At 66.0% G+C, this 22,485-nt stretch carries 22 protein-coding genes; 10 read left to right on the top strand and 12 right to left on the bottom strand.

The window, feature by feature from the left end:
* Nucleotides 1-21 precede the first annotated feature (21 nt).
* Nucleotides 22-1,515, top strand: coding sequence for an ATP-binding protein (locus tag AC0KWY_RS14365; RefSeq protein WP_474026177.1), 1,494 nt, complete (start codon nt 22-24; stop codon nt 1,513-1,515).
* 164 nt (nt 1,516-1,679) lie between these two features.
* Nucleotides 1,680-2,690 carry a UDP-N-acetylmuramate dehydrogenase gene (murB, locus tag AC0KWY_RS14360; protein WP_474026176.1) on the top strand — a complete coding sequence of 337 codons (1,011 nt, stop codon included), beginning with the start codon at nt 1,680-1,682 and terminating at the stop codon, nt 2,688-2,690.
* On the opposite strand, the gene AC0KWY_RS14355 is transcribed toward murB, so the two are convergent.
* Complete coding sequence (locus AC0KWY_RS14355; protein WP_474026175.1) at nt 2,665-3,366, bottom strand: N-acetylmuramoyl-L-alanine amidase family protein; 702 nt, start codon at nt 3,364-3,366, stop codon at nt 2,665-2,667. The two genes, murB and AC0KWY_RS14355, sit on opposite strands and share 26 nt — an antisense overlap.
* Before the next feature lie 61 nt (nt 3,367-3,427).
* On the opposite strand from AC0KWY_RS14355, the gene AC0KWY_RS14350 reads away from it, so the two are divergent.
* Entirely contained in the window at nt 3,428-3,820 is a 393-nt protein-coding gene (locus tag AC0KWY_RS14350) for a cupin domain-containing protein (protein ID WP_474026174.1), read from the top strand.
* 39 nt (nt 3,821-3,859) lie between these two features.
* A complete protein-coding gene (locus tag AC0KWY_RS14345) occupies nt 3,860-4,429 on the top strand; it encodes a hypothetical protein (RefSeq protein WP_474026173.1) in 570 nt (189 codons plus the stop codon).
* A gap of 9 nt (nt 4,430-4,438) precedes the next feature.
* Here the strand turns inward: AC0KWY_RS14345 and AC0KWY_RS14340 are convergent, their stop codons facing one another.
* The 10 genes from AC0KWY_RS14340 to AC0KWY_RS14295 form a co-directional block, all read right to left on the bottom strand.
* On the bottom strand, nt 4,439-4,774 hold the full coding sequence (locus tag AC0KWY_RS14340) for a DUF1840 family protein (protein ID WP_474026172.1): 336 nt from the start codon (nt 4,772-4,774) through the stop codon (nt 4,439-4,441).
* Nucleotides 4,775-4,807: 33 nt separating this feature from the next.
* Nucleotides 4,808-6,133, bottom strand: a complete 1,326-nt coding sequence (locus tag AC0KWY_RS14335) for a sigma-54-dependent transcriptional regulator (RefSeq protein WP_474026171.1) — start codon at nt 6,131-6,133, stop codon at nt 4,808-4,810.
* Nucleotides 6,130-8,043 carry a sensor histidine kinase gene (locus AC0KWY_RS14330; protein ID WP_474026170.1) on the bottom strand — a complete coding sequence of 638 codons (1,914 nt, stop codon included), beginning with the start codon at nt 8,041-8,043 and terminating at the stop codon, nt 6,130-6,132. The genes AC0KWY_RS14335 and AC0KWY_RS14330 overlap by 4 nt, the downstream gene beginning before the upstream one ends.
* Nucleotides 8,044-8,144: 101 nt before the next feature.
* Nucleotides 8,145-9,545: an aspartate ammonia-lyase gene (locus AC0KWY_RS14325; protein ID WP_474026169.1), complete on the bottom strand. Its 1,401-nt coding sequence runs from the start codon at nt 9,543-9,545 to the stop codon at nt 8,145-8,147.
* A 39-nt stretch (nt 9,546-9,584) separates the two neighbouring features.
* Nucleotides 9,585-10,229, bottom strand: coding sequence for a MarC family NAAT transporter (locus AC0KWY_RS14320; protein ID WP_474026168.1), 645 nt, complete (start codon nt 10,227-10,229; stop codon nt 9,585-9,587).
* Between the two features lie 15 nt (nt 10,230-10,244).
* Nucleotides 10,245-10,973 (bottom strand): amino acid ABC transporter ATP-binding protein, encoded by a 729-nt coding sequence (locus AC0KWY_RS14315; protein WP_474026167.1) that lies wholly within the window; start codon nt 10,971-10,973, stop codon nt 10,245-10,247.
* Nucleotides 10,974-10,996: 23 nt separating this feature from the next.
* Nucleotides 10,997-11,680 (bottom strand): glutamate/aspartate ABC transporter permease GltK, encoded by a 684-nt coding sequence (gene gltK, locus AC0KWY_RS14310; protein ID WP_474026166.1) that lies wholly within the window; start codon nt 11,678-11,680, stop codon nt 10,997-10,999.
* Between the two features lies 1 nt (nt 11,681).
* Nucleotides 11,682-12,419, bottom strand: coding sequence for an amino acid ABC transporter permease (locus AC0KWY_RS14305; protein ID WP_474026165.1), 738 nt, complete (start codon nt 12,417-12,419; stop codon nt 11,682-11,684).
* Nucleotides 12,420-12,477: 58 nt separating this feature from the next.
* Nucleotides 12,478-13,542 carry an asparaginase gene (locus AC0KWY_RS14300; protein WP_474026164.1) on the bottom strand — a complete coding sequence of 355 codons (1,065 nt, stop codon included), beginning with the start codon at nt 13,540-13,542 and terminating at the stop codon, nt 12,478-12,480.
* Nucleotides 13,543-13,622: 80 nt separating this feature from the next.
* A complete protein-coding gene (locus AC0KWY_RS14295; RefSeq protein WP_474026163.1) occupies nt 13,623-14,522 on the bottom strand; it encodes a glutamate/aspartate ABC transporter substrate-binding protein in 900 nt (299 codons plus the stop codon).
* Nucleotides 14,523-14,820: 298 nt separating this feature from the next.
* Between AC0KWY_RS14295 and AC0KWY_RS14290 the strand changes: the two genes are divergently transcribed.
* The 4 genes from AC0KWY_RS14290 to AC0KWY_RS14275 are packed head-to-tail and all read left to right on the top strand — an operon-like array spanning nt 14,821 to nt 18,285.
* Nucleotides 14,821-15,471 (top strand): hypothetical protein, encoded by a 651-nt coding sequence (locus tag AC0KWY_RS14290; protein ID WP_474026162.1) that lies wholly within the window; start codon nt 14,821-14,823, stop codon nt 15,469-15,471.
* Nucleotides 15,471-16,364, top strand: a complete 894-nt coding sequence (locus AC0KWY_RS14285; protein WP_474026161.1) for an ROK family protein — start codon at nt 15,471-15,473, stop codon at nt 16,362-16,364. Before AC0KWY_RS14290 ends, AC0KWY_RS14285 begins: the two co-directional genes overlap by 1 nt.
* 11 nt (nt 16,365-16,375) lie before the next feature.
* The gene (locus AC0KWY_RS14280; protein WP_474026160.1) at nt 16,376-17,077 is read left to right on the top strand and encodes an MOSC domain-containing protein; all 702 of its coding nucleotides are present in this window, start codon (nt 16,376-16,378) and stop codon (nt 17,075-17,077) included.
* Nucleotides 17,078-17,094: 17 nt separating this feature from the next.
* A complete protein-coding gene (locus AC0KWY_RS14275; protein WP_474026159.1) occupies nt 17,095-18,285 on the top strand; it encodes an MFS transporter in 1,191 nt (396 codons plus the stop codon).
* On the opposite strand, the gene AC0KWY_RS14270 is transcribed toward AC0KWY_RS14275, so the two are convergent.
* Nucleotides 18,229-19,212, bottom strand: a complete 984-nt coding sequence (locus AC0KWY_RS14270) for an FG-GAP repeat domain-containing protein (RefSeq protein ID WP_474026158.1) — start codon at nt 19,210-19,212, stop codon at nt 18,229-18,231. The two genes, AC0KWY_RS14275 and AC0KWY_RS14270, sit on opposite strands and share 57 nt — an antisense overlap.
* A gap of 134 nt (nt 19,213-19,346) precedes the next feature.
* On the opposite strand from AC0KWY_RS14270, the gene AC0KWY_RS14265 reads away from it, so the two are divergent.
* Together AC0KWY_RS14265 and AC0KWY_RS14260 are read left to right on the top strand one after the other, a co-directional pair.
* The gene (locus tag AC0KWY_RS14265) at nt 19,347-20,183 is read left to right on the top strand and encodes a phosphate/phosphite/phosphonate ABC transporter substrate-binding protein (RefSeq protein WP_474026157.1); all 837 of its coding nucleotides are present in this window, start codon (nt 19,347-19,349) and stop codon (nt 20,181-20,183) included.
* Entirely contained in the window at nt 20,180-22,480 is a 2,301-nt protein-coding gene (locus AC0KWY_RS14260) for a response regulator (protein WP_474026156.1), read from the top strand. The genes AC0KWY_RS14265 and AC0KWY_RS14260 overlap by 4 nt, the downstream gene beginning before the upstream one ends.
* Nucleotides 22,481-22,485: the final 5 nt, after the last annotated feature.

Below are 22,485 nucleotides of genomic sequence, written 5' to 3'. Positions count from 1 at the left end.
CTTCCAAGATGAGATGGCACGATGAGCACCAACCGTTCAACAGATTATCTGACCGGCCTGATAAGGGAGTTGTGCAAACTACCACGTGAGACCGAATGGGCCGAGTTCAAGGAAAACGATGCTGAGCCGGAAATCATTGGCGAATACTTGTCTGCCCTTGCCAATTCGGCCGCGCTGGCGGGCAAGGCCTTTGCCTACCTGGTCTGGGGTGTTCGCGACAGTGATCATGCCATCGTAGGAACCCAGTTTTCCCCCCTGGCAAGAAAAGTGGGCAACGAGGAACTTGAAAACTGGCTGCTGCGTGTCCTTCTCCCGAAAATCCACTTCCGCTTTTTCAGCGTCGAGATTGATGGGCTCTCCTTGGTAATCCTGGAGGTCGAACGTGCATTTCGCCAGCCGGTGCAATTCAAGGGACGAGAATTTGTTCGCGTTGGCTCGTATAAGAAGCCACTCAAGGATTTCCCGGAAAAGGAACGCGCACTGTGGCGGCTGTTCGACAAAACACCATTTGAAAGCGGCCTGGCTGGCGAGCAGCAAAGCGACGATGCCGTATTGAAGCTACTCGACTATCCCGCCTACTTTGACTTGCTTGAACGACCACTGCCGGAAAATCGTGACGGAATCATAGCGGCCCTCCTTGAAGACAAGCTGATCTGCCCATGCCCTGCCGGTGGCTGGAACATCACCAATCTCGGTGCGATCCTGTTTGCCAAACGCTTTGAGGATTTTCCCCTGCTTAAACGTAAAGCCATGCGTGTCATCCAGTACCGTGGATCGACACGCGCCGAAGGCGGGAAGGAACAGGTCGGAAACAAGGGCTATGCCTGCGGTTTTGAGGGATTGATCGGCTACGTGAACGGCTTGTTGCCCAGCAACGAAATCATGGGCCAGGCATTGCGCAAGGATGTACGGATGTATCCCGAACTAGCAGTCCGAGAACTGGTTGCCAATGCATTGATCCATCAGGATTTTTTCATAACCGGCGCGGGGCCGATGGAGGAGATTTTTGCTGATCGGATCGAAATTTCCAACCCGGGTAGCCCTCTCATGGCAACTGACCGTTTTGTCGATACACCACCGAGATCGCGTAATGAAGCGCTGGCGTCCCTGATGCGTCGTATCGGCATCTGCGAAGAGCGGGGCAGCGGCTGGGACAAGGTTGTGTCGCAAAGTGAAGCCTATCAGCTACCAGCACCGCTGGCCGAAGCTACGGATGACCATACCCAGGTCATTCTGTTCGCTCATCGCCCCCTGACCCGGATGGACAAGGAAGACCGAATCCGCGCTGTCTATCTGCACGCCTGCCTCCGTTACGTCAATCGGCAGGATATGAACAACACCTCGATAAGAGAACGCTTTGGCATAGAAGCCAGGAACAGCGCGACAGCTTCACGTCTGATAAAGGAAGCGGTAGCCGTTGGCGCAATCCTTCCCTACGACACCGAAGCAGCCCCCAAGCTGATGCGCTACCTGCCGTTCTGGGCTGCTCAAGCACGACAGGGTGACGCTACTTGATGGGTACTTGACAGATATAGACCACTGTACGGATATAAAAAATTTTCCCAATAAAAAACATATAGATAGAGCATCGGTATTATTTGATAGCGGGTTGACTCGCCCATGCGGAAAGCGACTTTCCTGGTCAATGAAATCCGCTCCCTGAAATTCGAATCCATTCAATGTCTCCGAATACCCACATCGACCTCACCCCCTACAACACCCTCGCCCTGCCCGGCCGCGCCGCGCGCTACCAGCGAGTTACCGATCCCGGACAACTGGCGGCGGTACCTGCCGGCGAGCGCCGCTTCGTCCTCGGCGGCGGCAGCAACCTGGTACTCACCGGCGATTTTCCGGGGCTGTTGCTGCACATGGCGATCGCCGGCAAACGTCTGCTGCGCGAGGATGACGAGGCCTTCTACATCGAGGCCGGCGCCGGCGAGAACTGGCACGACTTCGTGCAATGGACGCTGGCGCAGGGCTGGCCGGGGCTGGAAAACCTGTCGCTGATTCCCGGCACGGTCGGCGCCGCGCCGGTGCAGAACATCGGCGCCTACGGGCTGGAAGTCGGCGAGCGCCTGGATTCGGTGACGGCCTGGGATTTCGAGAAACGGGTGTTGTTCACGCTCGACCGCGACGCCTGCCGCTTTGCCTACCGCGACAGCCTGTTCAAGCAGCAAGGCTGGCATCTCGACGGCCGGGTCGCCATCGTTGCGGTCGTTTTCCGGCTGCCCAAGGCCTGGCAGCCGAACATCGGCTACGCCGACCTACGTCAGGAACTGGCCGCCCGCGGCATCGCCGAACCTGGCGCCAGCGACATCGCCGACGCGGTGATCGCGGTGCGCCAGCGCAAGCTGCCCGATCCGGCACTGACGCCGAACGCCGGCAGCTTCTTTCACAACCCGGTGGTCGAGCGCAGCGTCGCCGACGCGCTGAAAGCACAGCACCCGGCGCTGCCCTGCTACGCGCAGCCGGACGGCCGGGTCAAGCTGGCCGCCGGCTGGCTGATCGAGCAGGCCGGCTGGAAGGGCAAGGCGCTCGGTCCGGTCGGCATGTACGAGAAGCAGGCGCTGGTCCTGGTCAATCGTGGCGGCGCGACCGGCGCCGACGTGCAGCGGACGATGGCCGCGGTGCAGGCCGCGGTGCGCGAGAAATTCGCCGTCGAACTCAGTCCGGAGCCGGTGTTCCTGTGACCTGCAGGCAGGCGGCCAGGCCGCTCGCCAGCGCATCGGCCATGCGCGCCTGGCGCGCCGGGTCGAGCAGCTCCAGTTCCTCGTCCTTATGCTTGATCACGCCGGCCTCGAACAGCACCGCCGGCAAGCTGGTGCGGTAGAGGACGACCAGGTTGTCGTAATACCAGACGCCATTGGCCGCATCGGCCGCGACGTGCTTGCGGCCGTGCCAGTCGCTCGGCACGAAGCCGGCGCGGCGCAGCATCGCCCCCATCGTCGAAGCGCAGAGCAGGCTGGTCGGCAGTTCCGGGTTGGCCGCCGAGACGAACAGGCCATAGCCGCGCTTGGCCTCGGTGTGGGTACGCTCGACGCCTTCCCAGGTCCATGGCAGCAGCCAGGCCTCGCCGATCGAATCGTGGTGGATGGAGATGAAGAAATCGCTGCCGACGGCGGCCTGCGGGCGCGCCGCCAGGCTGCCGATGGCGCCGTCGAAATTGACCCGGCGCACCGACTGGCCGCCGGCTTCCAGGCGTTCGGCGAGGACGCCGGCGAAATCGCGGTTGAACTCGAACTCGCTGCGCCCGCGCGCCGAGATGGCGCCGCTATCGCGAGCGCCGTGGCCAACATCGACGGCGATCGCGGCGGCAAAGGCGTTTACGGTGGACAACAGGAACAAGCAGAGAATCGGCAGGCGCATGCGCCGATTATCGCGGCAAAAGCGGCGCCAGCCCAGCCCGGAATGCCACCCACAGCTTAAAATGCGCGCCTCCCCTTGCCCCGCCGCCACCATGCCCAAGCTGACCGTCTTCTCCCGCCAGACCCCGCACCCGGCCTACGACCGACCGCGCCCCGAGCGGCTGCTCGACGGCAACCCGCTGCGCACCACGCACGAACACTTCGCGGCCGCCCGGGGCGACCTCGTTGCCGGCGTCTGGGCCTGCGAACCCGGTGCCTGGCGCATCGCCTTCGGCGAGAACAAGGACGAGTTCTTCTGCATCATCGAAGGCCGCGTCCGGATCGCCGACTGCGACGGCAACAGCGCCGAATTCGGGCCCGGCGAGGCGGGTGTCATTCCGGCCGGATTCACCGGCAGCTTCACCGTCCTCGAAGCCGTCCGCAAGTACTACGTGGTGCTGGAACGGGCTGACTGAATTGCGCTATAGTCGGCGCCAGGCCGACAGGAAAGAACAATGATCGAGAATACCCTCCCGCCGCGCGGCACCTCCGCCCACAATCCCGACCTGAGCTGGAGCCAGGTCCGCGAAACCGTCCTCATGCTGGAACTCGCCGCGGTGCAGATCGAGCACGCGATGAAGGACAGCAATGCCTCGGTCGACGTGTTGACCCGCTCATTCACGGCGATGGCCGGCTGCATGCAGGAAATCGCCGGCAAGGTCGAAGGCCTGCCGGAAACCGGCGTCGTCGGCGAAACCCGCAACGAACTGCTGGGCGCCGCCGCCAACGTGTCCGGCATGGTGCACCAGGCGATCATCGCCTTCCAGTTCTACGACAAGCTGGTCCAGCGCCTGGCCCACGTCGGCCTCAGCCTGGGCGAACTGAGCGACCTGGTCGGCGAGCCGGCCCGCCTCTACAACCCGGGCGAATGGGTGGCGCTGCAGAACCGGATCAAGGGCAAGTACTCGACGCGCGAGGAAATCGCCATGTTCGACGCGGTGATGCACGGCGTCCCGGTCCAGGAAGCGATCGAACGCTTCATGGCCGAGATGAAGGACAAGAGCGACGATATCGAGTTGTTCTGAGCGCTCCGCTCAGAAATCGGCGGCCGCCGTCCACATGATGTGGGCTTCCGGTCCGGCCTTGGCCGTCCGTTCGAGCATATCGATCAGCGGCCAGGCGCGTTGCGGCAGGCTGACCGGCAAGGGTTTGGCCTTGTCTTCCTCGTCTTCAGGTTCCGGCTGCGCCGCCGCCTGACGCCGCGCCTCGGCCACCGCCGCCTGCAGCTTCGCCGCCGCCGGCAGCATTTCCGGCGGCGTGAACACGCCGCGCGCGGTGGTCGCCTTACCGACGATGTCCAGCAGGGTCTTCGCGGTTTCGGCGTACATCAGCACTTCGCCGGTTTCGCTCGATTCGAAGGTCACGATCATCGCATTCGTCCGTGTCGTCTGGAGGGAGAGGCACTATAGCAGACCGTACTTCTTCAGCTTGTCGTGCAGCGTGGTGCGCGCCGTCTTCAGCGCGTCGGCGGTGCGCTGGATGTTGCCGCCCTGGCGCGTGAATTCGTCGGCGATGAGCAGGCGCTCGTAGTTCTCGACCGCCTCGGTCAGCGACGGTGCGGCGGCCGGTGCGCCACCACCCGCCGTGGCGCCGGCACCGATGCCGAGGACGTGGCATTCGGCGGCATTCTTCAGTTCGCGGATGTTGCCCGGCCAGTCCTGCGCCATCAGCCGGTGCAGGGTGTCGGTGGTGAGCGCCGGCGGCGGCCGGTTGTAGCGCTTGGCGGCCTGCAGCAGGAAGGCGTCGTAAAGCGCCGGGATATCCTCGCGCCGCTCGCGCAGCGGCGGCAGCTCGATGCGCACGACGTTGAGCCGATAGTAGAGGTCGGCGCGGAACTTGCCCTGCTCCGACCAGACCTTGAGGTCTTCCTTGCTCGCCGCGACGACGCGGCAACTGACCGGCAGTTGCTGGTTCGAACCAAGACGCTCGATGACGCGCTCCTGCAGCACGCGCAGCAGCTTGATCTGCATGCTCATCGGCATGCTCTCGACCTCGTCGAGGAAGAGCGTGCCGCCGCTGGCGTACTCGATCTTGCCGATGCGCCGCTTCTGGGCGCCGGTGAAGGCGCCCGGCTCGTGGCCGAAGAGCTCGCTGTCGAGCAGGTTGTCGGCCATGCCGCCGCAGTTGAGCGCGACGTAGTTCTCCTGGCCGGCGCGCGACAGGTCGTGCAGGCAGCGGGCGACCATTTCCTTGCCGGTGCCGGTTTCGCCGTAGATCAGCACGTCGACGCCGGCGTCGGCGACGTCGAGGATCAGCCGGCGCACCTTCTGCATCTGCGGCGAGCGGCCGATCAGCCGGGCTTCGAGGTCGTCGCGCTGGTCGAGGCGGCGGCGCAGCGCTTCCACTTCCAGCACCAGCGCCCGCTTTTCCAGCGCGCGGCGCACAACATCGACGAGGTCGTCGGTCGAGAACGGTTTCTGCATGAAATCGTAGGCGCCGTTGCGCATCGCCTCGACCGCCAGGGTGACGTCGCCGTGGCCGGTGATGATGATCACCGGCAGGTCGGGGTCGAGGCCGCGCACCTTGCGCAGCAGATCCATACCGCTGGCGCCGGGCAGCCGCATGTCGGTGACGATGATGCCGGGGAACTCGGCGCTCAGGTACATTTCCGCCGCTTCGGCGGAGGCGGCGGCGAGCACCGGAATACCGGCCAGTTGCATGGCCTGTTCGCAGCCCAGGCGGACATGCGGATCGTCTTCGACGAGGAGGACGGACAAGCTTGTCTTCATGGCGTTCCCCGGTTGGCCGCCGGCAGCGGCGGCAGCATGACGACGAAACGGGCGCCGCCGCCCGGCGCCGGGCCGGCCATCAGGTCGCCGCCGAAGTCGCGCAGTATATCGCGCGAAATGGTCAGCCCCAGACCAAGGCCCTCGCCCGGCTGTTTGGTGGTGAAGAAAGGTTCGAACAGGTGAGCCAGCGCCTCTTCGGAAAAGCCGTAGCCGCTGTCGCTGACCGCCAGCGCCAGCTTGCCCGAGCTGGCGACATCGACGCTGAAGCTCAAGCGCCGCACCGGTTCCTCGCGCATCGCGTCGAGGGCGTTGCCGATCAGGTTGACCAGTACCTGCTGCAGGCGGTTGCGATCGCACCAGGCGATGCTGCGACCGGCTTCGATGCCGCGCGTGACGCTGACGCCCTCCTTCTTCAGCCGCGACTCGAAGAGGAACAGCGCGCTATCCACCGCCTGCGCCACGTCGACCGCGCTCGATACCGCCGGCGACTTGCGGGCGAAGGTCTTCAGCGGCCCGATGATGTTGCCCATCTGCTCGGTCAGCTGCTCGACGATGGCGAGATTGCGCTCGGCCGTCGCCTGATCGCCGCGGCGCATGAATTCGGCGGCGTTGGCCGACAGGGTACGGATGGCGCCAAGCGGCTGGCTCAGTTCATGGGTGACGCCGGTCGCCATCTGGCCGAGGACGGCCAGCTTGGCCGCCTGCACCAGCTCGTCCTGGGCAGCGCGCAACGTCTGTTCGGCGCGCTGGCGCTCCTGCACTTCGCGCTGCAGCCCGGCGACCGCCTCCGACAGGTCGGCGGTGCGCTCCTCAACCTTGCGTTCGAGTTCCTGGTTGGCGCGTTCGAGCATCGCCCGCGCCTCTTCGCGACCGCGCGCCAGGCGGCGGCGCTGGCGTGTGTACAGGACGCCGAGCAGCAGGCAGCCGAGAGCGGCGACGCTGAGCGCGGCGTGCGTCGCCGCCTGGACGCCGACCGGCCGCAGGTCGGAAAAGACGACGATGCGCCAGGCGGTGCCGGAGAGGTGGCGCGACATCGCCAGGTAGGGGCGCGCGCCTTGCGCCGGCGCCACGTCGTCGCGCAGGTGCTTGGGCAGGCGGACGATACGCCCCTCGTCGGCACCGGCGAGATCGATGTCGAGGCTGATCTCGCCCAGCGGCTGGCCGGCGAACTGCTGCCGGCCGAGACGGTCGAGGGCGTCGCGCGCCTGCGGACGCAGCGTCGCGTAGCGCCATTCCGGCGGCGAAGCGAGCAGCACGACGTCGTTGCGGTTGACGATCAGCGCCGGCGCCTCCTGCGCCAGCCAGCGCCGCTCGACCTCGCGGATGCCGGACTTGACGACGGCGACGCCGATCACCCGCCATTCCTGTGTCTCGTCGCGGATCGGCAGCGCGAAGTAGTAGCCCGGCTCGTGCCGGATATGGTCAACCGCGTAGTGCCGTGCCGGCGTGCCGCGCACCGCATCGCGGAAGAAGGGCATGTAGGAGAGGTCGGAGCCGAGCAGGTTGTCGGAGAAGATCCAGTCGCTGGAGGCGACGACGGTACCGCTGGTGTCGAGGACGAAGATCGCCGGCCCGCCGAGGTGGTCGTTGAGCTTCTGCAGGAAGCGGTTGGCCTCGGCCTGCAGGATGTCCTGGCCCTCGGCCGGGCGGCGCAGCAGGCCGACGATCGCGGCGTTGAGCTCGATGGCGCTGGGAATCGAGGCATGGCGGGTGACCTCGCTGTCGATCGCAGCGCCGAGGATGTCGAGCTGGTGCGAGGCCGCCTCGCGCATTTCGGCGACGCCGTAGTGCTCGGACAGCCGGTAGGAAAACAGGGCCAGCGCCAGGAAGGCGACCAGCAGCGCCGCCAGTCCGAGCAGACGGTGCGGACGGGGCAAGGGCGTGGGCAGTTGGGCGGCAGAATCCGGCATGACGGGACGGGCTCAGGGAATGGGCATTGTACGGCCGAACGCCCGCCCGCCGCGGCGGGCGGCGGGACGGGCGACGGCGGAACCGGCTGCCGGCATCGGCCTCAGCCCGGCCGGCGCGGCGCGGTCAGCACTTCGGGCGCCAGGACGGCGGCCAGTTGCGCGCGGTCCATCAGGCCCATCTCCTCGACCAGCTCGGCGACGCCGCGACCGCTGCGCAGCGCCTCCTGGGCGACCCGGGTGGCGTTCTCGTAGCCGATGTGCGGGTTAAGCGCCGTCGCCAGACCGGCCGAAGTGCGCACTCGCTCCGCCAGCAGCTCGCGGTTGGCGGTGATGCCGCGCACGCAATGGGCGGTCAGCGTGCGGCAGCCGGCGGCCAGGTGTTCGATGCTCTTGAACAGGCTGTGGGCGATGATCGGTTCGAAGGCGTTCAACTGCAGTTGGCCGCCCTCCGCCGCCATGGTGATGGTGACGTCGTTGCCGATCACTTCGAAGGCAATCTGGTTGACCACTTCCGGGATCACCGGATTGACCTTGCCCGGCATGATCGACGAACCGGCGGCGCGCGGCGGCAGGCGGATCTCGTTGAGCCCGGCCTGCGGCCCGGAAGAGAGCAGGCGCAGGTCGTTGCAGGTCTTCGACAGCTTGCAGGCAACGCGCTTGAGAACGCCGGAAAGCTGGACGAAGGCGCCGCAGTCCTGGGTCGCCTCGATCAGGTTGGGCGCCGCTTCCAGCGCGAAGCCGGAGAGCTGCGACAGGTGATCGATGGCCAATTTGGAATAGCGCATGTCGGTGTTGATGCCGGTACCGATCGCCGTTGCCCCGAGGTTGATCTCGCGGATCAGGGCGATCGCCTCGCCCAGGCGCAACTCGTCTTCCTGCAGCATCACCGCGTAGGTCGAGAACTCCTGGCCGAGCGTCATCGGCACCGCGTCCTGCAACTGGGTGCGGCCGATCTTGAGCACGTCCTTGAACTCCTCGGCCTTGGCGGCGAAGGCCTCGCGCAGCCCGGCCATCGCCGACAGCAGGCCGCGGATGGCGAAGCAGGCGGCGACGCGCAAGGCCGTCGGATAGACGTCATTGGTGCTCTGCGACATATTGACGTGGTTGAGCGGGTGCAGGTGGGCGTAGTCGCCCTTCCGGTGGCCGAGGATTTCCAGCGCCCGGTTGGCGATCACCTCGTTGGCGTTCATGTTGGTCGAGGTGCCGGCACCGCCCTGGATGACGTTGACGACGAACTCCTCGTGCAGCTTGCCGCCGGCGATTTCCTGGCAGGCCGCGATGATCGCGTCGGCGCGGGTGCGGTCGAGCTGGCCCAGCTCGCAGTTGGCCATCGCCGCCGCCTGCTTGGTCAGCGCCAGGGCGCGCACCAGTTCGCCGTAACTGCCGATGGTCTTGCCGGTGATCGGGTAGTTCTCGATTGCCCGCAGGGTATGGACGCCCCAGTAGGCGCCGGAAGGAACCTCGGCGTCGCCGAGGAGGTCGTGTTCGAGTCGTGTGGTCATGTTGTCTCCATTTATGGTTGTGGTTGATGCGTTGCTGGCTCAGGCGCCAGCAACAAAACTGCGGATGCCCGAGCCGACGAACTGAACGCCGATGCAGACGAGCAGAAAACCGTTCAGGCGGGCGACGACGTTGATGCCCTCACTGCCCAGGCGCCGGGAAACCCAACGTGCCGAGCGCAGGACCAGCCAGATCAGCAGGCAGGTCATGGCAATGCTCGCCACCGTCGCAGTGTAGGCCAGCAGGCGACTGATACCGCCATCCAGTTCGGCGATCTCCGAGGAAATGCCGATCACCGTCGCCAGCGCCCCCGGCCCGGCGATGCCCGGCATCGCCAGCGGAAAGAAGGCGAAGCTGCCGCTGCCGCCGGTCAGCGTCGCGTCGCTGCTGCCGAACAGCATGCGGTAGCCGATCACCGCCACCGTCAGCCCGCCGGCGATGCGCAGGGCGCCGAAGGAAATGCCGAAAGCCTCAAGGACAAAAACCCCGGCGAACAGCCCGCCGGCCAGCAGCAGGAAGCCGTAAGCGCAGGCCCGGCGGGCTTCCAGGGAAGCTGCCGGGACTGTCCGGTCGGCCGCCAGCGTGAGGAACAGCGGGATTTTCGACAGCGGATTGGTGATCGTCGCCAGACTCACCAGTCCGCCGAGGAAAAAGCTGAGCAGCAGGCGGTTCAGGTTCTCGTCCATGGCGCTCGGCAATGCTCAGTGGTGCAGGATCTTGGCCAGGAACTGCTGCGCCCGTTCCGAACGCGGGTTGGCGAAGAAAGCTTCCTTCTCGTCGTCCTCGACGATCTGGCCGTGGTCCATGAAGATGACCCGATTGGCGACGCGGCGGGCGAAGCCCATTTCGTGCGTCACGCACATCATGGTCATGCCTTCCTTGGCCAGTTCGGTCATCACGTCGAGCACTTCGTTGACCATTTCCGGGTCGAGCGCCGAGGTCGGCTCGTCGAACAGCATGCAGATCGGGTCCATCGCCAGCGCCCGGGCGATCGCCACGCGCTGTTGCTGACCGCCGGACAACTGGCCGGGGAACTTGTGGGCGTGCGCCTTGAGGCCGACCCGGTCGAGCAGCTTGAGGCCTTTTTCAATGGCTTCGTCCTGCCTGCGGCCGAGCACCTTGACCTGGGCGATGGCCAGGTTCTGGGTGATGCTCATGTGCGGGAACAGCTCGAAGTTCTGGAACACCATCCCGACGTGGGCGCGCAGCTTCGACAGGTTGGTCTTGGGGTCGCCGACCGAGGTGCCGTTGACGATGATCTCGCCCGACTGGAAGGGTTCGAGGCCATTGACGCACTTGATCAGCGTCGATTTGCCGGAGCCCGACGGGCCGCAGACGACGATCACCTCGCCCTTGTTGACGGTGGTGCTGCAGTCCTTGAGCACGTCGAACGAACCGTAGCTCTTGCTGACATGGGAAATCTGGATCATGACTATCTCCTGGGTACGCGGCTTCAGGCCGGGTGGTATTTTTTCTGCAGGTGCTTGACCAGCGTCAACGCGGCAAAGCAGAGGACGAAATAGACGAGACCGGCGAACAGCAGCAGTTCGACCAGCCGCCCGTCGCGGTCGCCAACCTTGTAGGCGGCGCCGAAGAAGTCGGCCAGCGCGGACACGTAAACCAGCGAGGTGTCCTGGAACAGGATGATGGCCTGGGTCAGCAGCAGCGGCAGCATGTTGCGGAAGGCCTGCGGCAGGATCACCAGGCGCATCGCCTGGCCGTAGGTCATGCCCAGCGCCTGGCAGGCCGCCATCTGGCCCTTCGGCACCGACTGGATGCCGGCGCGGATGATCTCCGAGTAGTAGGCCGACTCGAACAGCGCGAAGCCGATCATCGCCGAGGTCAGGCGCAGGTCGGCACCAGGCGGCAGGTTGAACAACTGCTCGATGAACTTGGGGACGATCAGGAAGAACCAGAGCAGGACCATGACCAGCGGCACGGCGCGGAACAGGTTCACGTAGCCGGCGGCGAACAGCGACAGCGGTTTCACCGACGACAGCCGCATCATCGCCAGCAGCGTGCCCCAGACGATGCCGACGACGATCGCCGTCAGCGTGATTTCCAGCGAGATCTTCATGCCGTCCCAGAGGAAGGGCAGCGCCCCGGGAATCGACGACCAGTCGAATTCGTAGACCATGTTACTTGCCTCCCATGTAGCCCGGCACGCGGACCTTGTCTTCGAGCTTCTTCATCAGCGTCATGACGATGATGTTGATCGCGACATAGGCGACGGTGACGGCGATGAAGGATTCGTAGGGCTGCGCCGTGTAATCGACCAATTGACGGCCTTGCGCGGCGAGTTCGAGGAGACCGATGGTCGAGCAGACGGCGGAGTTCTTGAAGATGTTGAGGAATTCCGAGGTCAGCGGCGGCACGATCAGCCGGAAAGCCATCGGCAGCATGACGAAACGGTAGGTCTGGCCGAGGGTGAGACCGAGCGCCAGGCCGGCGTTCTTCTGGCCGCGCGGCAGCGAGTTGATGCCGGAACGCACTTGCTCGGCGACCCGCGCGCTGGTGAACAGCCCGAGGCAGACCATCGCCGCCAGGAATTGCTGGAACACCGGGTGCGACTGCTTGTAGGCGTCACCGATCGAGACCGGCAACAGTTCCGGCAGCACGAAGTACCAGATGAACAGTTGCACGAGCAGCGGGATGTTGCGGAACAGCTCGACGTAGGCGGTGGCCAGGCCGCTCAGCGCCTTGTTCGGCACCGTGCGCAGGACACCCATGACGGCGCCGAGCAGGAGGGCGATGAACCAGGCGCTCAGCGAGAGCAGCACGGTCATCTGCAGGCCGGACAGCATCCAGCCCAGGTAAATGTCGTCGCCCGCCGCCGTCGGCTGCAGGAAGACGTGCCAGTTCCATTGGTAGTTCATGACTTTTCCTCGTCGAAACAGGGAAACCGGGCACGCAGAGCGCGCCCGGCGGACGGGATCAGTATTCCCAGAAGATGCGCTGCAGTTCCTTGCTGTCGCCGGTCTTGGTCAAGGCGACGGTGGCCAGGATGCGGGCCTTCTGCGGGTTGAGGTCGTGGGCAACGATCCAGTCGTACTGGTCGTCCGGCTGCTCGGCGTTGCGCAGCACGAAGCCGCCGGCATTGACGTGCGACGAACGGATGACCTGGACGCCCTGAGCGCGCAGTTCGCGCAGCGCCGGGACAACGTTCTTGGCCACCGAACCGTTGCCGGTACCGGCGTGGATGATCGCCTTGGCGCCGCTGGCGGCGAGCGCCTTGTAGGCGGTATCGGCGACGTTGCCGTGACCGTAGGCGATGCCGACCGCCGGCAGGCTGTCGATCTTGTCGATGTCGAACTCGGAGTTGACGGTGTGGCGCTTGGCCGGCAGGCGGAACCAGTAGTTCTTGCCTTCGACGATCATGCCCAGCGGACCCCAGGGGCTCTTGAAGGCGCCGGTCTGGATGTTGATCATCTTGGAAACGTCGCGACCGCTGTTCAGTTCGTCGTTCATCGCCACCAGCACGCCCTTGCCGCGGGCATCCTTGGCGGCGGCGGCAGCGACGGCGTTGTACAGGTTGAGCATGCCGTCGGCCGACATCGCGGTGCCCGGACGCATCGAACCGACGATGACGATCGGCTTGTCGGTATGGACGACGAGGTTGAGGAAGTAGGCGGTCTCTTCCAGCGTGTCGGTGCCGTGGGTGATGACGATGCCGTCGACGTCGGCCTGCTTGGCCAGCGCCGAAACGCGCTTGCCGAGGGTCAGCAAGTGGTCGTTGGTGAAGCTTTCGGAAGCGATCTGGAACACCTGCTCGCCGCGCACGGCGGCAACCTTGGCGAGTTCCGGGACACCGGCGATCAGCTTGTCGACCGGCACCTTGGCGGCCTGGTAGGTGGCGCTGTTGGTGGCTTCGGCACCGGCGCCGGCAATGGTGCCGCCGGTGGCGAGGATGACGACGTTGGGCTGGGCAGCCATCACTGCCAGCGAGGCGGCGCAGCCGACGGCGAAGACGGCGCAGCGGGTGAAGATGCGTTTGAACATGGTGAACTCCTCTTTATTGGGGATGGTCCGGACCCACCGCCCCGCACCGGGGCAGCCGGGTCAGTCGGTTTTTCGGGGGATTATTCGAACGCCTTGTCGTTCGGCGCCTTGTACAGGGCCTTCATTTCAGTCGACAGCGGCATGTTGAGATTGAGGCCCTTGGGCGGGATCGGGTTCATGAACCACTTGCTGTAGATCTTCTCGGCGTCGCCGGAAGTCATCGTCTTGGTCAGCGCGGCATCGACCACCTTCTTGAATTCGGCGTCGTCCTTGCGCAGCATGCAGCCGTAGGCTTCCTTCGACTGCGCCGTGCCGACCACCGCCCAGTCGCCCGGCTTCTTGGCCTTGGCCATTTCGCCGTAGAGCAGCGCATCGTCCATCATGAAGGCGACGGCACGGCCGGTTTCCAGGGTCAGGAAGCTCTCGCCGTGGTCCTTGGCCGAGATCACGTTCATGCCCATCTTCTTCTCTTCGTTCATCTTGCGGATCAGGCGCTCGGAGGTCGTGCCGGCGGTGGTGACCACGTTCTTGCCGGCGAGGTCGGCGAAGTCGTCGATGCCGGAAGTCTTCTTGGTCATCAGACGGGTACCGATGACGAAGATGGTGGTCGAGAAGCCGACCTGCTTCTGGCGCTCCAGGTTGTTGGTGGTCGAACCGCATTCGATGTCGACGGTGCCGTTCTGGATCAGCGTGATGCGGTTGGCGGAAGTGACCGGCATCAGCTTGGTGTCGAGCTTGGCCAGTTTCAGCTCGCTCTTGACCGCGTCGACGACCTTGAGCATCAGCTCGTGCGAGTAGCCGATGACCTGCTGCTTGTCGTCGTAGTAAGAAAACGGAATCGACGATTCGCGGTGACCGAGCGTGATGCTGCCGGTTTCCTTGATCTTCTTCAGCGTCGAGGTTTCCTGGGCAACTGCCGGCGTCACGGCGGCAGCGGAAAACACGGTGGCCAGGGCGGCGGCGAGGGCGATACGTTTCATGTCTTCTCCTGAAGGTGAGGAAGCCGCAAGCGGGCTTCGGCGGGAAATACATCGCAAGCCACATGCCAGCGCCTGCCGGCCCGCCGAAAATCGACAACCCTTTGATTTATCAAGGAACACCTGAGAAGAGCGGGGGCAGTGACTCCGGAAACCCGAGGTTTCGGGAAGGCGCCCCATCGGATTTCCGACACCTCAACCGCCGCCACAGCCGCCGATCACCCGCCGATCGCCGCGGAGATTGGCGGGTTGTCAGGGATCGCGCGCCTCATGCACAATGGCCGGAGAAGGGGGAGACACCATGAACAAGAATCTGCAACCCAGTCCCTGGGCGGAGGAGAACGACCCGATCCAGCAATTGGCGCTGGAAGAGTGCGTCAAGCGCCAGCGCTTCGACAACGCGGTCTCGGTGCTCGTCCTGCCGGCCGGCGGTGCCAAGCTGGCAAGCCGCTTTGCGGCGCTCGGCGCGCAGGTCACCCTGGCCGACCAGGCCAGCCGCAAGCAGGAGATCGAGGGCCGCGTGCTCGCCGCCGGCTATCCGGACCACATCCGCTTCGCCGCTACCGAGCTGCCCTCGCCGCCGCTCGAGGGCGGCGGCGCCCCCTACGACATCATCGTTTTCCGCCACGGCCTGTGCAAACTGCCCTACGCCCGCGGCAAGCAGTTGATCCAGCAACTGATGCAGCAGTTGAAGATCGGCGGCAAGCTCTACCTCTCGATCATCGGCCTGCATTCCGAACTGGGCGACGGCTACGCCGGCCGCGAGCAGTCGATCTACGAGCGCTGGGGCAAGCTCTCGCCGGCGATGGCGCGCAAGTACGACGTCCGCGAGGAAGTCTGTCTCTACTCCGAACGCGACCTCTTCCTGCTGCTGCTCGAATCCGGCGCCAGCGTGCTGCGCACGCTGACCACCACCTGGGGCAACGTCAAGGGCGTCGCCGTGCGCGTCTGATGCGGCTGGGGATCGACCTCGGCGGCAGCAAGATCGAGATCGTCGCCCTCGCCGCCGACGGCAGCGAGCGCCTGCGCCGCCGCATCGCGACGCCGCAGGGCGATTACCGGGCGACCCTGGCGGCGATCGCCGGTCTGGTCGCCGGTGCCGAAAACGAAACCGGCCAACTCGGCAGCGTCGGCATCGGCATTCCCGGCGCCGAATCGCTGGTCGACGGCCGGATCAAGAACGCCAACTCGACCTGTCTCAACGGCCAGCCGCTGCGCGCCGACCTGCGGGCGCTGCTGCAGCGGGAAATCCGCCTGGCCAACGACGCCAACTGCTTCGCTCTCTCGGAAGCGGTCGACGGCGCCGGCCGCGACGCCCGTTGCGTCTTCGGCGTCATCCTCGGCACCGGCGTCGGTGGCGGCATCGTCATCGACGGCAAAGTGCTGGTCGGCGCCAATGCGATCGCCGGCGAGTGGGGACACAACCCGCTGCCGCCGGCGGCAGGCGATCCCCTGCCCGCCCTGCCCTGCTACTGCGGCCGTCAGGACTGCGTCGAAACCTGGCTGTCCGGCCCCGGCATGGCCGCCGACCACCGGCGGACCACCGGCAGCGACCTGAGCGCGGCGCAGATCGCCGAACGGGCGGCGGCCGGCGACACCGCCTGCGCGGCGACGCTGGAGCGCCATCTCGCCCGCCTCGGCCGCGCCCTGGCCGGCGTCATCAACCTGCTCGATCCGGAAGTCGTCGTCCTCGGCGGCGGCCTCTCCAACATCCCGCAACTTTACCGGCGCCTGCCCGAAGCCTGCCTGCCGCACGTCTTTTCCGACAGTTGCCGGACCCGCTTCCTGCCGGCCGTCCATGGCGACTCGTCCGGCGTGCGCGGCGCGGCCTGGCTGTGGGACTGACGACAAACACCATGGCACAAGTCTCCCTCTTCGTCGGCGGCATCCGGCCGCTGCCCGACTCCGGTCGCCCGACCGGCATCTACAAGCTGCCGGCCAGCGGCCCGCTCGAACTCGGCGTCAATGGTTTCACCACTGACCAGCAGGCGGACCTGCGCGTGCACGGCGGCCCGGAAAAGGCCGTCCATCTCTACCCGGCAGCGCATTACGCGCGCCTCGCTGCGCGTTTTCCCGAGATCACCGATCAACTGGTCCCCGGCAGCCTCGGCGAGAACCTGTCGACGCCCGATCTCGACGAGGACAGCGTGCGCGTCGGCGACATCTGGCGGCTGGGCAGCGCCCGCCTGCAGGTCTGCCAGCCGCGCAGCCCCTGCTGGAAGATCGACGAGCGCTTCGCCAGCGACGGCATCGCCCAGTTCATCGCCGAGCAACGACTGACCGGCTGGTACTGGCGGGTCGTCAGTCCCGGCACGGTCGCACCCGGCGAGCCGCTGCTGCTGGAAGAAGCCGCCGCCGCGATGACGCTGGGCGAGGCGCTGCGGCTGTGCCAGGCGCACCGCCCGCCGCTCGCCGAACTCGACCGCCTGGCGGCGACACCGGGCATCGCCAGCCACTGGCGACAGAAGATCGTCCAGCGCGCCGACTGGCTGCGGCGCAATCCCGAAACACCCGCCCCGGCGCCACTCGGGTTCCATGTGAAACCGCCACAACCGTGACCCCTCCCAGCAACCTGATGCGGCGCCTTTTCCTGCCCTTTGCCGCCGGCTACTTCCTGTCCTACCTCTACCGCACGGTGAATGCCGTGCTCGGCCCGGTGATCGCCGGCGAACTGGCCCTGCCCGACAATGCGCTCGGCCTGCTCACCAGCACCTACTTCCTCGCCTTCGGCGCCGCCCAGCTACCGCTCGGCATGCTGCTCGACCGTTTCGGGCCGCGCCGCGTCGAAGCCGCCCTGCTCGTCGTCGCCGCCGCCGGCGCCGCGCTGTTCGCCAGCGCCGACGGCCTGAGCGGACTGACTTTCGGCCGCGCCCTGATCGGTCTCGGCGTCTCGGCCTGCCTGATGGCCTCGTTCAAGGCCTTCACGCAATGGTTCCCGCCCGAGCGCCAGGCCTCGCTGACCGGCTGGATCATGGCCTCCGGCGGCATGGGCGCGCTGGCGGCGAGCAAGCCGCTCGAACTGGCGCTCGGCTTCACCGGCTGGCGCGAGATCGTCCTCGCCCTCGCCGCGCTGACGCTGGCGGTCGCCGCCCTGATCTGGCGCAGCGTCCCCGAACGCCCGGCGGAAGCAGGCAGCAGCGGCTTCGCCGAGCAACTGGCCGGGGTCCGGGAAATCTTCGCCAGCCGGCATTTCTGGCGCTACGCGCCGATGGGCTGTTTCTTCACCGGCGGCTTCATGGCGGTGCAGGGCCTCTGGGCGTCGCGCTGGATGAACGTCACCGAGGGGCTCGCCGCCGGCGCCGTTGCCGACCGGCTGACCTGGATGGGCCTGGCGATGCTCGGCGGCTTCCTGTTCATGGGCTTCTTCGCCAGCGCGCTGGTCCGGCGCGGGGTGCCGCTGGCCAGCCTGTTCCGCGGCGCGATGCTCGCCGCCTTTAGCGCTTTCGCGCTGATCTGCAGTTTCCCGCAAGAGGGTGGCGACCTGCTCTGGCCGCTGCTCGGCGCCTGCTTTTCGCTCTCCAACATCGCCTACTCGCTGGTCGCCCAGGCCTTCCCGACCCGCCTTTCCGGGCGTGCCAACACGGCGCTGAACCTGCTCGTCTTCGCCGGCGCCTTCGGCCTGCAGTGGGGCATCGGCGGCCTGGTCGACGCGCTGCAGGCGGGCGGCATGCCTGCCGTCGCCGCCTACCGCGCCGCCTTCTTCGGCCTGCTAGGCCTGCAGGCCCTGTCGCTGGGCAGCTTCCTGTGGCTCGGCCGGCGGCGCTGACGTCGCCAGGTCGACCTGCTGCATGATCCCCGCCCGGCCGCTTTCCATCAGGTAAACCCCGGCCGCGCGGATCTGCCCGAGCAAGGCGTTGTCCGGCGCTTTGAGCGAGAACGGCGCCTCTACCGCCCCGGTATGCAAGGCGCCGACGCCGGCCGCGGCGAGCGATTCGAAGCGCTCGCCCGACCACAGGGCGAGCTTGTCGAACGCGGCATCGCCCTCGTCGATCCAGCCGTTGCCGTCGAGGTCGTAGGCCGCCAGTTCGGCGAAGCCGTCGCCGCTGCTAGCGCCGAACAGTTCGCTGCCGTTGTCGGCCCGGCCGTTGCCGTTGCGGTCGAAGACCAGGAAGCAGTTGCCGGCCCCCAGTTCGGGCAGGCATTCAACCTTGCCGTCGCTGTCGATGTCGAAGTTGAAACGCTTTTCCGACAGTTCGCAGGCCTGGCCGGAAAAGCTCAGCACCAGCGGATCGCGCAGGCGGACGCTGCCGCTTTCCGAAAGCACGCTGGTTTTCTCGTAGTGGCGCGACATGTCGAGCGAGAGGTCGAAGTCCAGCGTACGCCCGTCGCAAGTATTGACCGTGCCGCGGGCGCAGACGCGAGTGCTCTCGCTTTCCTCGATCCGCTCGCTGATCGTGCTCTGCCAGGCGAAATCGCGTCCCGTCCGAGCTTCCTCGGCGTTCTCCGGCAACGGCGCCCAGGCGGCATCGTCCTGCCGGCATTGCCGGCCATCCATTGCCGCAAAGATCGCCCCGACCAGCGCGTCGAGCATGCGCTGGACCCGCTTGCGCAGCTCGCCAACGTTTTCGTCGCCGCTCGCCGCCATACTCTCGAACAGTTGGCGGAAGCCGCTCTGCGAGGCGACTTCGAGCCGACGTTCATAACTGGCTTCATGCGTTGCCGTCAGATTGACGGCGGATGTTTCGATTTTCATGACCACCCTCCAGGCTGTGTTTGGGTCACCACACCTGCAAAGGGCGTGCCGGGTGCTGCCGAAAGTCCGATGGACAGTCCCCGCCGACAGATGGAGAATCGGTAATGAACCGGTCTCACCTTGAGGCAGCAGCCATGAAACCCATCAGCCACCGGATCATCCGGCAATTTTTCCTGGCAGCCTGCGTGCTGCTCGGCACCACCCTCCCCGCCGCCGAGGAAAGCTATACCTTCTCGGTCGTCCCGCAGTTCGAGCGGCGCATGCTGTTCAGCATCTGGCAACCCATCGTCAACCAGTTGGAGAAGCGCACCGGCCTGCACCTGCACCTGGTCACCTCGCTGTCGGTCAGCGATTACGAGAGCGACGTTCAGAAGGGACAGTACGACTTCATCTACCTCAATCCCTACATGATGCCTGTGGTCGCCGAAGCGCCCGGCTACATTCCGCTGGTCCGCGACGCCCGGCCGATCCACGGCATCCTGGTCGTGCGCAAGGACAGCCCGCTGCAAAAAGTCAGCGACCTGCAGGGCAAGACCCTGGCCGTGCCGTCGATGAGCGCGCTCGGCGCCAGCCTGCTGCTGCGCGCCGAGCTCGACCGGCAATTCGGCGTCAAGACCAAGGTCATCATCGCCAAGACGCACAGTTCGGTGTTCCTGCACGTGATCAACGGCTTCGCCGACGCCGGCGGCTCCGTCCAGAAGACACTCGGCGAACAGGACGCCCGCATCCAGGGCGCCCTGCGCGTGCTGCACCGGACCGCCGCCATGCCCTCGCATCCGGTTGCCGCGCACCGGCGGGTACCCGCCGAGGTCAGGGAGAAGCTGCGCCAGGCCTTCATCGAGCTGGCCAGCAGCGAAGAAGGTCGCGCCCTGCTCGAGAAGGTGCCGATGCAGTCGCCGGTTGCGGCACAGATCGGCGATTACGATGTACTGAAGTCGCTGAAGCTGGAAAACTACCTGGAACAACCGTGAGCGGTCGATTTTCGCTGCGCTGGAAACTGCTCCTGCCGCTGTTGCTGGCGGCGCTGGCGGTTGCCCTGCTGATGGACCGTTTCTGGCTGCAACGCAGCCTGGTCAACGTCGAGCAGGCGCAACTGCAATCGGCGCAACGCCATCTCGACAGCGTCGGCGAAAGCCTGTTGCCGCTGATCATGGGACAGCAGCTCGACATCATCAACGAGAATCTCGACCGTCTGCTGGAGAAGAACCCGGACTGGGTGTCGATCACCCTGATCGACGCCGATGGCAGACAGCTCTACCCGCTGCTGATCGAGCGCGAGGAAGCTCTGCGCGAGAACAGCCCCGACCTGCGTCGCATCTCGCTGCCCCTGAACTTCGCCGGCCGCAGGCTCGCCCAGTTCGACGCGCTCTACGACCTGGCGCCGCAGATGAACCTGCAGCGCCGCGAGCACCGGACGATGAGCGCGATCCTGCTTGGCGTGCTGGCCGGCAGCGTGTTGTTGTTGTGGATTCTGGTCGAGCGGGTGGTGCATCGACCGCTGCGCCGCCTGTCGCTGGCCGCCTCGGAACTCGCCCGGCGCAATTACGAAGCGGCGCTGCCGCCGGCCGCTGACGACGACCTCGGCCGGCTGATCGAAAGCTTCGAACGGATGCGTCGCGAGCTGCAGAATCACCACGCCATGCTCGACCAGGAAATCGCCGAGCGCCGCCAGGCCGAGGAAGGCCTGCGCATGTTCTCGCTGGCGGTCGAGCAGAGCCCGGCCAGCATCCTGATCACCGACACCGGCTCGCGCATCGAGTACGTCAACGCCGCCTTTGTCCGCAACACCGGCTTCCGCCGTGACGAAGTGCTGGGCCAGAACCCGCGCCTGCTGCATTCCGGCAAGACCACCCCGGAAACCTACGCCAGCCTGCGGCGGGCGCTGGCCTACGGCGAAACCTGGTCGGGCGAGTTCCACAACCGGCGCAAGGACGGCAGCGAGTTCATCCAGGCGGCAATCATCACGCCGCTGCGCGAACCCGATGGCAAGGTCAGCCATTACGTCGCGGTCCAGGAAGACATCACCGAAAAGAAGCGACTGGCCGCCGAACTGGACCGCCATCGCCATCACCTCGAGGAACAGGTCGCCCTGCGCACCCGCGAACTGGGCGAAGCAAAGGCCGCTGCGGAACGGGCCAACCAGGCGAAAAGCGCCTTCCTCGCCAACATGAGCCACGAAATCCGTACCCCGCTCAACGCCATCGGCGGCATGGCCCACCTGATGCGCCGCGGCGGCCTGCCGCCGGAACAGCTCGAACGTCTCGACAAGCTCGATGCGGCCAGCCGTCACCTGCTGGAAACCATCAACACGGTACTCGACCTGTCGAAGATCGAGGCCGGCAAGCTGATGCTCGAGGAAATCGTCTTCAATCCGGTCGGCCTGCTCGAAAACGTCCGTTCGATGCTGCTGGAAAAGGCCGACAGCAAGAAGCTGACCTTCTCCATCGAACGCACGCCGCTACCGGAACGCCTGCTCGGCGACCCGACCCGGCTGCAGCAATGCCTGCTCAACTACGCCAGCAACGCGATCAAGTTCACCGAACGGGGCAGCGTCATCCTGCGCGCCGACGTCATCGACCAGACCGAAAGCCGGGCGCTGCTGCGCTTCGCGGTCAGCGACTCCGGCATCGGCATTCCGGTCGAAGCCCAGAGCCGGCTGTTCTCCGCCTTCGAGCAGGCCGACAGTTCGACCACCCGGCGCTTCGGCGGTACCGGCCTGGGCCTCGCCATCACCGCCAAGATCGCCGAAGCGATGGGCGGTTCGGTGGGTTTGGACAGCGCCCCCGGCAAAGGCAGCACCTTCTGGTTCACCGCCCGCCTGCGCAAAGCGGCGGAGGGCGCCGTGGCAAACGGCGAAACCGTCGAGCCGGAAGAGGAACTGCGCCAGCACTGCCTGAACTGCCGCGTCCTGCTGGTCGAGGACGAACCGGTCAACCGCGAGATCGCCCTCGAACTGCTGGGGGAAACCGGATTGACCGCCGACTTCGCCGAAGATGGCGAACAGGCGGTGGCGATGGTCGCCGCCCGGGACTACGACCTGGTCCTGATGGACATGCAGATGCCACGCATGGATGGCCTCGAGGCGACCCGCCGCATCCGCCGCCTGCCCGGCCGGCAAAGCCTGCCGATCGTGGCGATGACGGCAAACGCTTTCGCCGAGGACAAGGCACATTGTTTCGAGGCTGGCATGAACGACTTCGCGAGCAAGCCGATCGACCCCGAACTGCTTTACCGCCTGCTGCTCAAGTGGCTGCCGCAACGCCGCTGAGGCGA

The sequence above is a fragment of the Azonexus sp. MM2026_4 genome, assembly GCF_055901855.1.
This window is presented reverse-complemented; position numbering and strand designations above follow the sequence as displayed.

Coding starts and splice junctions, on each gene's coding strand:
- AC0KWY_RS14295 (WP_474026163.1), bottom strand. CDS start 14,522: ATGAAACGTATCGCCCTCGCCGCCGCCCTGGCCACCGTGTTTTCCGCT.
- AC0KWY_RS14275 (WP_474026159.1), top strand. CDS start 17,095: ATGCGGCGCCTTTTCCTGCCCTTTGCCGCCGGCTACTTCCTGTCCTAC.
- gltK (WP_474026166.1), bottom strand. CDS start 11,680: ATGGTCTACGAATTCGACTGGTCGTCGATTCCCGGGGCGCTGCCCTTC.
- AC0KWY_RS14305 (WP_474026165.1), bottom strand. CDS start 12,419: ATGAACTACCAATGGAACTGGCACGTCTTCCTGCAGCCGACGGCGGCG.
- AC0KWY_RS14320 (WP_474026168.1), bottom strand. CDS start 10,229: ATGGACGAGAACCTGAACCGCCTGCTGCTCAGCTTTTTCCTCGGCGGA.
- AC0KWY_RS14300 (WP_474026164.1), bottom strand. CDS start 13,542: ATGTTCAAACGCATCTTCACCCGCTGCGCCGTCTTCGCCGTCGGCTGC.
- AC0KWY_RS14315 (WP_474026167.1), bottom strand. CDS start 10,973: ATGATCCAGATTTCCCATGTCAGCAAGAGCTACGGTTCGTTCGACGTG.
- AC0KWY_RS14325 (WP_474026169.1), bottom strand. CDS start 9,545: ATGACCACACGACTCGAACACGACCTCCTCGGCGACGCCGAGGTTCCT.
- AC0KWY_RS14290 (WP_474026162.1), top strand. CDS start 14,821: ATGAACAAGAATCTGCAACCCAGTCCCTGGGCGGAGGAGAACGACCCG.
- AC0KWY_RS14355 (WP_474026175.1), bottom strand. CDS start 3,366: ATGCGCCTGCCGATTCTCTGCTTGTTCCTGTTGTCCACCGTAAACGCC.
- AC0KWY_RS14330 (WP_474026170.1), bottom strand. CDS start 8,043: ATGCCGGATTCTGCCGCCCAACTGCCCACGCCCTTGCCCCGTCCGCAC.
- AC0KWY_RS14345 (WP_474026173.1), top strand. CDS start 3,860: ATGATCGAGAATACCCTCCCGCCGCGCGGCACCTCCGCCCACAATCCC.
- AC0KWY_RS14350 (WP_474026174.1), top strand. CDS start 3,428: ATGCGCGCCTCCCCTTGCCCCGCCGCCACCATGCCCAAGCTGACCGTC.
- murB (WP_474026176.1), top strand. CDS start 1,680: ATGTCTCCGAATACCCACATCGACCTCACCCCCTACAACACCCTCGCC.
- AC0KWY_RS14285 (WP_474026161.1), top strand. CDS start 15,471: ATGCGGCTGGGGATCGACCTCGGCGGCAGCAAGATCGAGATCGTCGCC.
- AC0KWY_RS14270 (WP_474026158.1), bottom strand. CDS start 19,212: ATGAAAATCGAAACATCCGCCGTCAATCTGACGGCAACGCATGAAGCC.
- AC0KWY_RS14265 (WP_474026157.1), top strand. CDS start 19,347: ATGAAACCCATCAGCCACCGGATCATCCGGCAATTTTTCCTGGCAGCC.
- AC0KWY_RS14340 (WP_474026172.1), bottom strand. CDS start 4,774: ATGATCGTGACCTTCGAATCGAGCGAAACCGGCGAAGTGCTGATGTAC.
- AC0KWY_RS14365 (WP_474026177.1), top strand. CDS start 22: ATGAGCACCAACCGTTCAACAGATTATCTGACCGGCCTGATAAGGGAG.
- AC0KWY_RS14335 (WP_474026171.1), bottom strand. CDS start 6,133: ATGAAGACAAGCTTGTCCGTCCTCCTCGTCGAAGACGATCCGCATGTC.
- AC0KWY_RS14280 (WP_474026160.1), top strand. CDS start 16,376: ATGGCACAAGTCTCCCTCTTCGTCGGCGGCATCCGGCCGCTGCCCGAC.